Annotated in this window: 19 protein-coding genes and 1 pseudogene; 18 read left to right on the top strand and 2 right to left on the bottom strand. The window is 35.5% G+C overall.

The window, feature by feature from the left end:
* Positions 1-7 precede the first annotated feature (7 nt).
* Both PSH50_RS00505 and PSH50_RS00500 read left to right on the top strand, forming a co-directional pair.
* Positions 8-400, top strand: coding sequence for a hypothetical protein (locus tag PSH50_RS00505; RefSeq protein ID WP_126009393.1), 393 nt, complete (start codon positions 8-10; stop codon positions 398-400).
* 95 nt (positions 401-495) lie between these two features.
* Positions 496-1,017: a hypothetical protein gene (locus PSH50_RS00500; RefSeq protein WP_273587299.1), complete on the top strand. Its 522-nt coding sequence runs from the start codon at positions 496-498 to the stop codon at positions 1,015-1,017.
* A gap of 1,200 nt (positions 1,018-2,217) precedes the next feature.
* Here the strand turns inward: PSH50_RS00500 and PSH50_RS00495 are convergent.
* Entirely contained in the window at positions 2,218-2,409 is a 192-nt protein-coding gene (locus PSH50_RS00495; protein WP_273587298.1) for a hypothetical protein, read from the bottom strand.
* On the opposite strand from PSH50_RS00495, the gene PSH50_RS21185 reads away from it, so the two are divergent.
* The 5 genes from PSH50_RS21185 (at position 2,366) to PSH50_RS00470 (ending at position 5,074) form a co-directional block, all read left to right on the top strand.
* Positions 2,366-2,650 carry a hypothetical protein gene (locus tag PSH50_RS21185; protein ID WP_337939318.1) on the top strand — a complete coding sequence of 95 codons (285 nt, stop codon included), beginning with the start codon at positions 2,366-2,368 and terminating at the stop codon, positions 2,648-2,650. The genes PSH50_RS00495 and PSH50_RS21185 overlap by 44 nt on opposite strands.
* A gap of 86 nt (positions 2,651-2,736) precedes the next feature.
* The gene (locus PSH50_RS00485; RefSeq protein ID WP_273587297.1) at positions 2,737-3,270 is read left to right on the top strand and encodes an RHS repeat-associated core domain-containing protein; all 534 of its coding nucleotides are present in this window, start codon (positions 2,737-2,739) and stop codon (positions 3,268-3,270) included.
* A 329-nt stretch (positions 3,271-3,599) separates the two neighbouring features.
* Positions 3,600-3,800, top strand: coding sequence for a hypothetical protein (locus tag PSH50_RS00480; protein ID WP_273587296.1), 201 nt, complete (start codon positions 3,600-3,602; stop codon positions 3,798-3,800).
* Positions 3,801-4,553 carry an Imm49 family immunity protein gene (locus PSH50_RS00475; protein WP_273587295.1) on the top strand — a complete coding sequence of 251 codons (753 nt, stop codon included), beginning with the start codon at positions 3,801-3,803 and terminating at the stop codon, positions 4,551-4,553.
* Positions 4,554-4,576: 23 nt separating this feature from the next.
* On the top strand, positions 4,577-5,074 hold the full coding sequence (locus tag PSH50_RS00470) for a hypothetical protein (protein WP_273587294.1): 498 nt from the start codon (positions 4,577-4,579) through the stop codon (positions 5,072-5,074).
* Positions 5,075-5,218: 144 nt separating this feature from the next.
* Here PSH50_RS00470 and PSH50_RS00465 read toward each other — a convergent pair.
* Positions 5,219-6,311 (bottom strand): annotated as a pseudogene (locus PSH50_RS00465) (IS3 family transposase).
* 93 nt (positions 6,312-6,404) lie between these two features.
* On the opposite strand from PSH50_RS00465, the gene PSH50_RS00460 reads away from it, so the two are divergent.
* From PSH50_RS00460 to PSH50_RS00410, 11 genes are all read left to right on the top strand, one after another.
* Positions 6,405-6,908, top strand: coding sequence for a polymorphic toxin type 15 domain-containing protein (locus PSH50_RS00460; RefSeq protein ID WP_273587293.1), 504 nt, complete (start codon positions 6,405-6,407; stop codon positions 6,906-6,908).
* Between the two features lie 95 nt (positions 6,909-7,003).
* Positions 7,004-7,687: a GAD-like domain-containing protein gene (locus PSH50_RS00455; RefSeq protein WP_273587292.1), complete on the top strand. Its 684-nt coding sequence runs from the start codon at positions 7,004-7,006 to the stop codon at positions 7,685-7,687.
* A 78-nt stretch (positions 7,688-7,765) separates the two neighbouring features.
* A complete protein-coding gene (locus PSH50_RS00450) occupies positions 7,766-8,239 on the top strand; it encodes a hypothetical protein (RefSeq protein ID WP_273587291.1) in 474 nt (157 codons plus the stop codon).
* Between the two features lie 78 nt (positions 8,240-8,317).
* On the top strand, positions 8,318-8,473 hold the full coding sequence (locus PSH50_RS00445) for a hypothetical protein (RefSeq protein WP_273587290.1): 156 nt from the start codon (positions 8,318-8,320) through the stop codon (positions 8,471-8,473).
* Positions 8,474-8,616: 143 nt separating this feature from the next.
* A complete protein-coding gene (locus tag PSH50_RS00440; RefSeq protein ID WP_273587289.1) occupies positions 8,617-9,000 on the top strand; it encodes a hypothetical protein in 384 nt (127 codons plus the stop codon).
* 80 nt (positions 9,001-9,080) lie between these two features.
* A complete protein-coding gene (locus tag PSH50_RS00435; RefSeq protein ID WP_273587288.1) occupies positions 9,081-9,611 on the top strand; it encodes a hypothetical protein in 531 nt (176 codons plus the stop codon).
* A gap of 55 nt (positions 9,612-9,666) precedes the next feature.
* Positions 9,667-10,101 carry a hypothetical protein gene (locus PSH50_RS00430; RefSeq protein WP_273587287.1) on the top strand — a complete coding sequence of 145 codons (435 nt, stop codon included), beginning with the start codon at positions 9,667-9,669 and terminating at the stop codon, positions 10,099-10,101.
* 160 nt (positions 10,102-10,261) lie between these two features.
* The gene (locus PSH50_RS00425) at positions 10,262-10,546 is read left to right on the top strand and encodes a hypothetical protein (protein ID WP_273587286.1); all 285 of its coding nucleotides are present in this window, start codon (positions 10,262-10,264) and stop codon (positions 10,544-10,546) included.
* A gap of 38 nt (positions 10,547-10,584) precedes the next feature.
* On the top strand, positions 10,585-11,064 hold the full coding sequence (locus PSH50_RS00420) for a hypothetical protein (protein ID WP_273587285.1): 480 nt from the start codon (positions 10,585-10,587) through the stop codon (positions 11,062-11,064).
* Positions 11,065-11,396: 332 nt separating this feature from the next.
* Complete coding sequence (locus tag PSH50_RS00415; protein WP_273587284.1) at positions 11,397-11,867, top strand: SMI1/KNR4 family protein; 471 nt, start codon at positions 11,397-11,399, stop codon at positions 11,865-11,867.
* A gap of 242 nt (positions 11,868-12,109) precedes the next feature.
* Positions 12,110-12,418: a GNAT family N-acetyltransferase gene (locus tag PSH50_RS00410; protein WP_273587283.1), complete on the top strand. Its 309-nt coding sequence runs from the start codon at positions 12,110-12,112 to the stop codon at positions 12,416-12,418.
* The last annotated feature ends 56 nt before the right edge of the window (positions 12,419-12,474 follow it).

The following is a 12,474-nucleotide window of genomic DNA, read 5'->3' as shown; positions in this document are numbered from 1 at the left end:
GTTAAATGTGAATATAAAAGATGAAGCACTCATGGATATTGCGCAATTATTTTTGCGCTGTTCTGATCTTATTGACTATGAGTGGAAGGAAGTTACTTTTGTTTTTGAGTTTGGCGAGGGGTGTACTTCTAACTCCGGCTTTTTATATGATGGTGAAGAGATTACACCTGCCGCAGCTTCAATTGAAGATGAACAATTGCTATTAGATAATACTTTAGAGCAATTAAGAGAAGATATTTATCAGCAATGCGGTGAAAAGTTCAATCAACTATTGTTTCAAATGGAGAATGAAACAAAGCGCTTTAAAGTAGACTTTGAATTTGATAATCCAAACCGGTGGGCTATTACACCTAGTAATATGTTCGAAATGCGAGAGAAACTTCGTCCTAAGTTTGACTGAGTTTTAACGTAATATTAATAAATACGTAGAGTATTATAATTAAGTCTAGTAACACTTTTATTAGACTTAAACCTTTTTAAACTGGGAAGTCGTAGATGAAACCAGGCAAAAAATTAAATTTTACTATTAATTCAAGTGAAAAAGTGTGTAGTCATTTACATGAATTTATTGATAAAGAAAGCGAAATAATTCCAAAACCATATATTATTGGAATCAGTGCTGAGCATTATACTCTGACTTGGTACTGTGAACTTTGTTGTCAGCAATATTCCTTGCCGACTCAGGGAGTATTTTTATTTGACTTTCCTGAAGATAAAGAAGAGTACGACGACCTTGCTTCTTTGAAAGAGCTTTATAGTTTTAAAGATTTAAAGTCATACGTTGATAGTTTACTTAATTTTAAAGTATCAGAAGTATGCGATAGCAATCCATTTTTAGCATTTGATAAAGATGAAGGCTCTACTCCAAAACACGTTAATCAAGAACTATTTTATTCGTTATCGAGATTAAACGATGAAAAAGTAGAGCAGATGGTAGAGAAAACATTAATGGTGCCATTTGGTACTGAGGTTGTCTTAGACGATTCAAATAACAAAAAAACAGGAGACATACTTTAAATAGCAGATGTCGATTTACTGATAACATGTTGTCATAAAAAATATAACACTAAAAATAACGAAATAATATAATGCTGTCATTGTAAATACATATTACAAATAGGCTCTTTAATAACATGGATGTTGTAGGCGCTTAGATTTTTAGCATTAGCCATTATCTCTAATACCCGCCAAAAAGTGAAGTCGGCTATTCAAGTAAGCGATAATACAAATGCTGGCTCAGTAGTTAAAAACTCAGCTAAAAAGGGTGAGTCACCCGCGTTAGGTAAAAGGTAAGCGTCCTAGCAACGACACCTAGCATAATAAATTTAATTAATAGAAAATACCGTCAGTTTCTACTGTTGGTATTATGCAAAACAGAACCCTTAATGACTAATACTAGTCACTTAAGCTGACTGGTGTTTTTCTTTTTGATGGAGTATTTACTTGGTTTGGGTTTGATCCTCCGAGGGTAGAATCTGTCTCTAGCCTCGTCGGAAGCTCGTAATAAGTTAGCAGATTTGCACAGATACCTTTACGTGTAGCCGCTTCGGTTATAGCCACTCTTATCAAGTTGTAAGCAAGCAGTACCCGCCAAATAATAAGGTGTCTTTAGTCTGGTCTTATATGGGTGAGTTGAATACTTCTAACATAAGCTTTGTGAGTGCTTTCGAGCACAGCTTAGCATCACCAAAGAAAATGCCGCCGAAACTCTCTTTAATTATTTCAAATGACGATGAGCTACGCTTAGCAAAAGCGAATAGTTGGGAAGAAATGAGTCATATTATAAAAATGGAGTCTTAAATAAAGATCAAGCTATTTACTATGACAATAGTGTTGAAAAGGGGAGTTACGGCTCTACTTATAGTTATGTAGTTACACGACTAGCCGCGGATGCGCCATATACCCTTCTTAAGCAATTTTAATTTTATCGTTTAGTTACATATTAATTAACATGAAGAAAACACTTACCTCAAAAGTGGTGTTTTCATAAGATAAACTTGACATCCATTCTAATTTCGTTTTTTTATACTTGCACGTACAACTACGACAGTGTAAACCAGCTTATAGCCCGCAAAAACGAAGGCGTAAGCAGCCAAAACATCAATTTTGAATACAGCAGCCTCGGGTAGTTAATACAACAATCACGGCAAGCTCAGGTGCTGATACAACCACACATTACCAGTGGGATAACTTTGGTAACCCGCAAAATCAGACTGTTCAATTAAACACAAGCGATGCAGCCAGTAATGAGCATACAGCCAGTTCTTCTATTGATTTTACACACGCCACCCATACCGAATACAATGAGTTAGCACCAAACAGTAATGAAAGTAGTAGTAAAAATAGTAGCAACGCAGACTCAGTAATAAACAATAAAGGCACTAACAACACCACAATAAACAGTGCCACCGATGCCGACCGCCTAAAACAATTTGGCGACAGCGACTTTTACTACGACGAGTTTGGTAACCAAATACGCGAAACCGGCAAAGGCATTAAAACCAGCCGTGAATATATCGCGTTTAATCAGTTAAGCTGTTTTAATAATAACGGCACGCTCACGCAATACGACTACGACCCATTAGGCCGCCGCATCGCCAAGCACACCGAGCACGGTAAAATTGACTACATTGGGATAACGACCAGTTAATTGGCGAGTGCCAACACGGTGAATATACGTGGTATATCAACCTGCCGAACCAATTTCATCCAATAGGACTGATTAAACAAGGTGAGGTGTACTACTACCACCTAGACCAGCTTAATACCCCACGTTTTGTTACCAACAACAGTGCGCAAGTCGTATGGGAAAACCAAGCCAATGTATATGGTTATGAGGAGCCAGAGGCCGATTCTGACACTAATAAAGAAAGCAGCTTCACCCAGCTAATCCGTTTTCAAGGGCAATATTTAGATGAAGAGAGCGGCCTACATTACAACCGCTACCGCTACTACAGTCCAAAACGACAACGCTTTATAAACCAAGACCCGATAGGCTTAGTAGGTGGCATAAACCATTACCAATATGCGCCAAATCCGGTTAATTGGGTGGACCCGTTTGTGTTGAGTTGTAAGGAAGACACTGCCACAATTATAAAAATTGGGCATGGTAAAAACATGCATTTTGCGATTCAGGTTAAAACAAGATTCGATACCACTAAAACTCATCAGCATGGTGGCATTGAAGAGGATGGCACAAGAACTAATACACTTATCATCGGTTTTGATGAGGAAGACTTTCAGGGCAATCGACTGAAAAAGGACACTTGAAAAGCATGTAGAAGCAGTTGCTGCGTATAGAAAGCGTTACGAAAATCGACTGGCTGAATCGATAGATAAAGGTGATTCTAAGAGAAGGCAAGGTGCTTTTAAAGCCAAGATTACAGAGGCTAAAGGTGAACTTGGTGCTTCCATGTATATGGAAAAAGAGTTTTAGGCCCACCACCACCTGCAACCATGGAGATGGGTTTTGGTCCGGGTCCAGGAGTCGATCAAGTATGGGCTAAACGAGATAAGGACAACAAAGTGATAGAGTACTTTGTTGTTGAAGCTAAATGGCCTGGTGCAAAATTACAGAAAACAAAACAAAAGGGCCGCAGATGTCAGATGAATGGATTGATAGCAGCTTAAAGTCGATGAAAAAGTCTAAAAAAGACAACGGTAAAAATAAATTAGGTAAGAATATTTTAAAAGCTATAAAACTAAAGAAGCCAAAAGTTACCAAACTAGTTATTGAAGCTGAAGAGGTTAATGTTGAAGTTATAGGTGGTGTAATTCAACCACTTCCAAAGGAAGAATAGATGTTAAAACTTAATAATTATGATTTCGAATTTGAAGAACTTTTTGAAGATGCACCTATGTTTATTGAGGTTAGGCTTGCTGATATTAATAATCATTTAGCTTCCCAAAAAGATAAAAAAGACGCTGCGAGAATACTTTCCGGAGAATATCAAGAGCTTGCATACGCATACTACGTTTTAGAAAACTATAAGGAAGCAAAACTATACTTAAAAAAAGCAACACCATTTGCTTACTTAAGCGGCTTTGACCCTGAGCTTAAAAATGTATTTGGTGATTGGAATATCCAGCATCGAATTAACTTAGTGATATTATTTGGTGATGTGGCGACAAAGCAAAAACTGAAAACGGTTGGTTGGAGTTTACCTACTGATAATATTATACATCAGGCTTGTTATTTATATGATCATTTACTGATAAAAATAGGGACAGGGCAAGTTTTATCTCAAAGTGAAATACTAACAGCGTTAACTGAGGCTAAAAATACAAAAGACAAAGACGTGCAACAATATATATTACCGTTGATTGAAGCCATTAATGCACTAACTATGGAAGAACAAGCACTGTGGCAAGCGAGTATTGAGAAAGTTATTACGTGGCATAAAGATGCCTGTAAGTTTGGCGACTACAAAGAAGATATACAAGGAACTATGTCATTAAACGCATTAACCATGGCAAAGTTGGGTAAGGATATACATAGCTGGGAGTGCACGACAGATTCCTTATATTTACCTTTATACCTGATTAATGAATAAGTTTGTGATAAGGAAAAATTGTAATGAGTAGTTTAATTCATTTATTCATTGTAGATGAAACGGTATACCCCAACACATTAGATACAAGTGATGAGCAAAAATACCAAAAGTTGTTAGATATAACTCAAAAAGAAGCTACAAGGTGGCAATCAATAGAACTTAACATGCGTGGTTTTATTCCAGCTATTGAGTTACTTGATGCAGTAGTAGGTGCCCAGGGATTGTTACCAGTTTGTTCATTTAACTATTTTCCTCATCAATTAATTGGCCCCGATGCTAACATAAGTGGTTCTTTTGGCTTTTTTTCAAGTGAGATGGTGCAAGACCTATTTCCTTTGCTAAAAAAGTATTTTGAGGTTGATATAGATAATAGTGAAAATAAAGGCCTAGTAGATGATGTTGAGCATAGGGCTGGTGAGCTCGACCCTCAAGCTTATGAAATAGTTCGCGATCGCTACTTTGTTACGTTTAGAGACGCCGCAGAGCAGAATCAATCTATCGTAGTATTGATAGAAGAGTAAAACATTCAATCGATTTTAAAAGATGCTTTAATATTTTTCTTAGATGAAAACGGAGAAATAATGCCTACAAAAGAAGAGATAAATAAATTTATTACAGCACAAAAGGTGTGTAGTCATTTAGCAAAATGGACTTCCCAGCTTTAACTAGACAGTTTCTAACTCAGAAAAATACGCTTCCTCAAACTTAGCAGGTGAAACACCGCCTGTGTGTGAATGGCGTTTTTTGGATTGTAGAACATTTCTATAAAATTGAGTATCTCAGCTTTCGCATCTTCCCTTGTCGAATATATCTTACGCTTAACTATTCGCTTTTTAATCGTCGCAAAAAAGCTTTCAGCAACTGCATTATCGTGAAAATTCCCAGCTCGACTCATTGAGGGTACAAGGTTATGTTCTTTCATAAAGGCTAAGTAATCAGCACTACCACACTGGCTTCCTTGATCACTATGTACCATTACGTCTGCTTTGGGTTGGCGCTGATAAACTGCGATGAGCAATGCTTTAATTACTAAGTGCTTGTCCATGTTTTTATCCATCGACCAGCCTACGATGCGCCTAGAGAATAAACCCATGACAGTTGCTACATACAAGAAGCCTTCATAGGTTCTCACATAAGTAATATCACTTACCCAAGTTTGATTCGGCGCAGGAGGATTAAACTGACGAGCTAGCAAGTTATCTGCAATGCGCGATGTTTTACCGCCTTTAATATGGCGACGTTTATACCCTATTTGCGCTTTGAGTTTATGTTGGCGCATGATCTTAGCTACGCGATTAACACTACATTGCTGACCAGCTTCACGTAAATCTGCGTGTATCCAAGGACTACCGTAAGTGCCACCACTGGCAACGTAAAACTCTCTAATAAGCTTAAGCAAACGATTATCTTCGATTGCTCTGTCACTCAATGGCTTCTTTAACCACGCATAAAAGCCACTGCGGTGTAGCTTAAATAGTTTACACATCACAACAATAGAAAACTCATTTTGATGCTCACGAATAAAAGCGTACTTTACTCGGGGGTGCTGGCAAAGTACCTTGCGGCCTTTTTTAGAATGTCGCGTTCCTCCGTGACACGTTTTAGCTCGGCCTCAAGTTTGGTGATCCTTAGTTGTTCATCTGATGATTTGGTTTGTTTGAGTTTCCCTGATAACTGGCTTCGCCAGTGATATAACGTTTTGGTACAAATATCTAATCGTTCTGATACTTCAGCAACTGAATAACCACGTTCAGTTATTTGTTTAACTGCTTATATTTTAAATTCTTGGGTATACCGTTTGCCTTTGCTCATAAAACACCTCTAATTAGAAGTTACAATGTAACTCATTGGGTGTCTAGCAAACTATGGGAAGTCCAATCTGATGAAAATGAAAAAACAATGGAGTTGCACGAGGTTGCATGTTTTAAGAAAAATGCAAAAGGTACAGAAGCAGAATATGATCGCCAATTGAAAGGCCAACAAGACGGCATCAATGATATGACAGTTAGAAACTATCTAGATAATCGCGAAGCTTACAAGAAAGTTGGTCGAAAAGGTACTGGTGCAGCGCAAAGGAAAGCAAGAGAACGATTTAAATCGAATTTAATAAAAGAATATAAAAAAGAGCTCAGAAAAACTGAAAAATTGAGAGGTGAACCGCTGACAATTAAAGCTGGATTATTGGCCAAAAGAGATATGAAAACACTTAATGCGCTTCATAATCCTGATATGATTGCTGGTGGTAATGATTATAATGACGAATTACTTGACTTAGGTGATGCAAGTGTTAACCAATCAATTGGTTCCCAATGGAAAAATAAAGGGGTTAACGATATTGGAGATCAAGAGTCTTGAGTCGAGTCGAAGCTATGGACGCCCAAGCTAAAAGTGCATTAGAAGAGTTGAGACCAGATGCAATGATGAATGTAAATTTACATAGGTGCAAATAAATGAATAAATTTTTCGATAACTTTTATAATTATAAAGGGTTTGGTCCAGCTATTAATTCAAGGCTACCAGATCAAGAAACACTTGATTTTTATAAAAATAGACTGCCAGAACGTTTAATAGAATACTGGAAAGAATATGGCTTCTGTGGGTGGGGAGATGGCATTTTTTGGCTAGTTAACCCTAGTGAGTACCATGACATTCTGCAAACGTGGTTGCAAGGAACTGAATTTGCTAAACGAGAAGAACAAGGTATCGATAGTTATTATGTTATTGGGCGAAGTGCGTTTGGGGATTTAATTGTTTGGGGTAACACATCTGGTCAGAGCATTGATATTAATTCAAATTTTGGAATGATTTTCCCAACCGATTACTCAGAGAAATTAAAAGAGCGAGGGGAGGAAAGAACAGTTGATTTATTTTTTGCTACCATGAGTAAGAATTCTTTAAATGAAAAAGACGTCGATGAGGAGCTATTGTTTGAAAGAGCCTGTAAAAAACTAGGTCCCTTAGAATTTGATGAAATGTATGCGTTTGTACCTGCATTGGCCTTAGGTGGCACAAACAAACTAGAAAATCTAAAAAAGGTAAAGCTTATTGAGCATTTAAACTTTTTAGCTGACTTAGGTGAAAAGCGGGTAATGGCTGATATTGTTGCTATGTCAAATGAGTTACATAAAAAGTAGATACGATTTTAGTAAGCTGCTAACTAAAAATATAAGTGAGCAATTACACCTAGACTGTCATTGACTAAGAGATTTTACATGACAAATTTATTTGAAGCTTCTATACAAAAACATGAAACAAATAGCTTTTTTCGTGGAGAAAAAAACTATTTTGTTAGGACCCCCGATTTTGGCCAGCATAATCATGGTCCAAACCTTGGCGGGCATGTTGAATCTTTTTTAAGATCGGGTAATGGCAACGCTGAAGTTTTCGATAAAGCTTTTCTAAAGTTTTTGGAGTCTTTAAAGGTAACTAAAGAAGATTTGACACATTGTATGGCCAATCTTTCAGCGTTTTTTGCTTTAAAAAATAGAGATAGATTGGAAGGTTCAACGCTCTTTAGAAGCCCGGATAGCAATGAATCAAAATTAGTTAAAAGCTATTTAACACATATATCGAACACTGATATATATCTTACTGAAAAAGATAGGTTATATATACATGCAAATTTTATCTCTAAAAATGGTAACGATATTTTATTAAATACATTGAAAGAAATAGACAGGGGATAGGTTGAGCTTTCCATCTTTCACTAACTTATATTTAAATATTAAACGAGCTATATAAAAACTCTAAAAAGGATTTTATTGATGTCATCAATAAGAATAACTCAATCTGTTGGATTGGGCGGCGCTAACAGTTTAAACGATGTAAAAACGGTACAAACCGCGTTGAATAAATTACTGAAACTTATTTCACCTATTCAAACTTTAATTGTCGATGGTCGCTTAAACCCTCGCCCATAAAACTCAAAAACTATTGCTGCTATTAAGTTGTTCCAAAGCAAAGTCTTAAACATGGCGCGGCCTGATGGAAAAATTAATGCTAACGATGCTACTTTTCGCAAAATTAATGAGAAGCTTGCCTTATATAGCTCTCAAAAGCAGGAATGAAAGATCCTCAACTTTTTTTGAACAATGTAATAAAACCAACGTTGTTAAAAATTGGTTTGTCATCAAAAAAAACAGAAATCTTATTGTTGGGTACAGCGATTCAAGAAAGTCGATTGAAGTATCGTCAACAACTAGGCGGTGGACCTGCTTTGAGTTATTTTCAGATAGAGCCTGCTACTCATGATGATATCTGGGATAATTACCTAAGCTACAGAGGAGAGTTAGCATTAAAAGTTAAAAGCTTAATGACTACTGAAGATAAGTTAAAAAAGCTAAAAGAGAATGATGCTTATGCATGCGCCATTGCTAGAATCCACTATTTAAGAGCACGAGCCGCCTTGCCAGAAGCTAATGATACTAATGCGCAGGCTCAGTATTGAAAAACTTATCACAATACGCCACTTGTAAAGGGTACTGTGCAAGAGTTTATCCATAATTGGCAAACATATGGAGTAAGTATATGAATGTTTTTAAGGTCTTAATTTGCACTCTACTATTAACGATAAGTCATACCGCTTTCGCGTCAGAATGTTTAAATATAAAAGTAACTAAGCCTATAAAAGTTGATGACAAAACAGGGTTATTGCAGTCATTAAAGTTGGAACAAGTTAAATTACTCCACAAAGATAAGTCAGGTATTTGCTTGCCTACAAGGGATACTTACATCTTATCTTTTAGTGAAGGCATCCCTTTTATTGCCACTCGATTAAAAGGTCACACGCCAGAAATAACATTGCTCGAAAAAGGCAAAAATTATTATGCATTAATAAAGTATTATGCAGGTAATAAATTGCAAGTATTAAAGGGATATCAAATCATCAACTCAGAGCTATACGCACTCCCTAATTTCACTTTAAGTAGTAATGTAAGCAATATGAGTATTGATGAAGGGGTTATTAGCGTAAAAAGCACTAAGTTAGTTGAAGAGCACTCAATTGATTCAGTCACGCGTTATAACTTTGATTTATTAGGTGTATCAGTTAAACATTAAGTACTGTATTTACTAAACAACTATAATATTAAAGTACAGAAGGTATTTAAAAAGCATGATAAAAAGTAACCTATATAAGCTTCTTCAGATTAACCTGTTGTTTTTTATTGCACCATGTAATGCAGCTCAAGGCGTTTCGCAAGTTATATTTAAATGTAATGCTAGTCAGCCCATACCTATGGAGTTAACTGTAAGTAAAGTAGGTAGTAAATTTTACTTAGATAAATTTAATACAAATGAAGCTTTATTTATCAATTTTGTTGAGCTAAAAAATGTAGAAAAGTCGAGCTATCGTCGCTTTTTAGTTAACGAACACAGTTTGATTTTTAAAATAAAGGGAAGTGAAATTACATTGAGTGATTACAGTAGTGAGGAATTCGATACAGTAACAAATGAAAAAATAGTTACGCTACAAAATAATGACACAATAAAACACTGGTTCTGTAACAGTATGGCTATTAGTAAATTAGCTTCAATTGATGATTTTTAGCCAACTAAAAGCGCTGATTGCGTACACTTTTTTAATAAGTTTGAGCTTTAGTACTAAAGCTCAGCATATTCATTTATTAAAGCTTGATGGCTTTAAAGAAGCGGTTAAAAGTACTGATTATTAAGCTTAAGTAACTATTGTTAAAGTAGATGCTTTACAAATGGTTAATGAATCCCAAAAGTATGTATTTACTGCTGATGTAATTGCTACTTATAAAGGGGAGTCTTATAAACAAATCACATTTGAAATGTTAGTTGAGAAAGCTGAAGATGTGGCATTTAACTCGACGCCTATTTACTTAGCACTTTGTAAGAGTTCAAGTGGGACTTACTATTGGCCTGGTACGGGCTCATATTTTAAATCTAGCCCTGCAATCGATACCTGGATAAATAACAATAGAGGAACAATTCAAATAGCTGGCACTTTTTTAGATTGGTGTAACTAGAATGGCTGTGTGAATGGCATTATTTAAGAGGTGAATAAATGTCTCAAAACGATATGAAGGTTTTATTGTTACCTCCATGGAAACTTTTAATTAGGTTTCTATTAGTAACGACTCTTTTACTTTTAGGGACGGCTTACTCTGGGATGACCTTATTAACTCAATACCTTAATACCAGCCCTGAATGGCTGTTAGGTATTTTATTTTCAGTTGGGGTAGTATTTTGCCTCTTAAACTTCAAAGCAAGTCGCGGCTCTTTTATTTGTACAAATATACTAAAATACTATGCGCTTTTTTTAGCGTTTATATGTTTGCCATCTTTTTTTGTTTTAGATGGGCATGGCTACCATATAGCTTCGGCTACTAATATAGCTTTAATGTTAGTTTCTTTTTACTTAATTAAAGGGAAAAATTATCAAGAACTTATTCAATATCAATATGATTTTTTTAAAGGTATAAAAACCTATCGTGCAGCTATTGATAAAGAAATTGCTAAAACAACACCTAGAAATAAAGTATAAAATACCTTTAAATTAAAGTTTAAGATATTTATAAGTAACAAATATAGCGCTTTATACTGGTTGTTATACAAAAAAATTAAAGCTTACCTTTTTTAAATAATAACCACTTCATTCTTTTTTATTGTCTATCAATAATTAACGGAGGTTTTATCCCTGTTCCCTCCATGATCTTTTAGTTAAGGTGTGAAAGGTTGATAAGTATGTTTGAATTTAACTTTAAAATAGTTAATGTATCTTTATTTTTCTTTAGTTAAAACTTACTTAATGACTTGTTAGCTGAAATTAAAACAGAATAAAAATTAAGAATTTATGAGTTTATTTAGAGGTGATATATGTCGATAGAGAAAGTTAAGTTAGCTATTAAGATGATGGAAAACACAGGGGAGGAGATTTTATTCACAGGCGGTGTTTCTGATAAATATATAATTGATGCTGAAAGCCGTTTAGGTTTAGAATTTCCGTTCGATTATAAATATTTTTTAAGAATGTATGGGGCATTATCTTTTGAAGGTGAATGCTTTTATGGCTTAACTAAGTTTGGGCTAGATGCGGCTGGAGTACCTTGCGTTATTTTTGCGACGGAATCAGCTCGAAAGCTAAAAAATATTTCAAAAAAAATGATATATATTAAAGCGTCTGGTTACGGCCCTTTGTTTAGTTTAAATGTATCAGAAGTCGAAAAGTATTCACCCGTTGTTGAAACCAGCTTATCATACAAAAGGGACCATGAAGTTAAAGTTTTGGCAAATAGCTTTGGAGATTTTTTCTACGATGAAATAAAAGCCGCAATTGAAGATTTATAATAAGAGATGTTTAACTATTTTTACTAATTTAAAGTTAAAGCCATCACTCTAAAACTTTCCGGGTGATTAATTCTTCTAATCGCGAGCCTCGCGGACTTATAAAATAGGAATTGTATAGTCATCACAATAGCCTCAGGCACAATTGACGATGTAACCGCAGTGAGTAAATATATCCCTGATTAACCACTATTGATAATCAAACAGTACAAAAACGCTTAAATAATAAAAAAGCACTTATATTAGTGGCCTACCTTGAAGATACATTAGTCGGTTTTAAAATTGGCTATGAGCAATCAACTACACAATTTTATAGCTGGCTTGGTGGCGTACATTTAAAATACCGTAGGCTTGGTATAGCTAAAAAGCTACTTATACAGCAGGAACAATGGGCCGCTGAGCAAGGCTACACGCATATACATGTAAAATCGATGAACCGGTTTCCTCAAATGCTCACTATGTTAATCACAAACGGCTATCACATAGGTGGCTATGTCGATAAACAAAGTACGGTGCTAAGTAAAATTAAGTTTGTAAAACAATTAGCAAAATAAAATAGGGCGCTTTATTCATCGTTATTTAACTATGTGCCATGTAGGGTTTAATTAAC

The sequence above is a fragment of the Pseudoalteromonas sp. Angola-7 genome, from assembly GCF_028599255.1.
GTDB classification, from domain to species: domain Bacteria; phylum Pseudomonadota; class Gammaproteobacteria; order Enterobacterales; family Alteromonadaceae; genus Pseudoalteromonas; species Pseudoalteromonas atlantica.
This window is presented reverse-complemented; position numbering and strand designations above follow the sequence as displayed.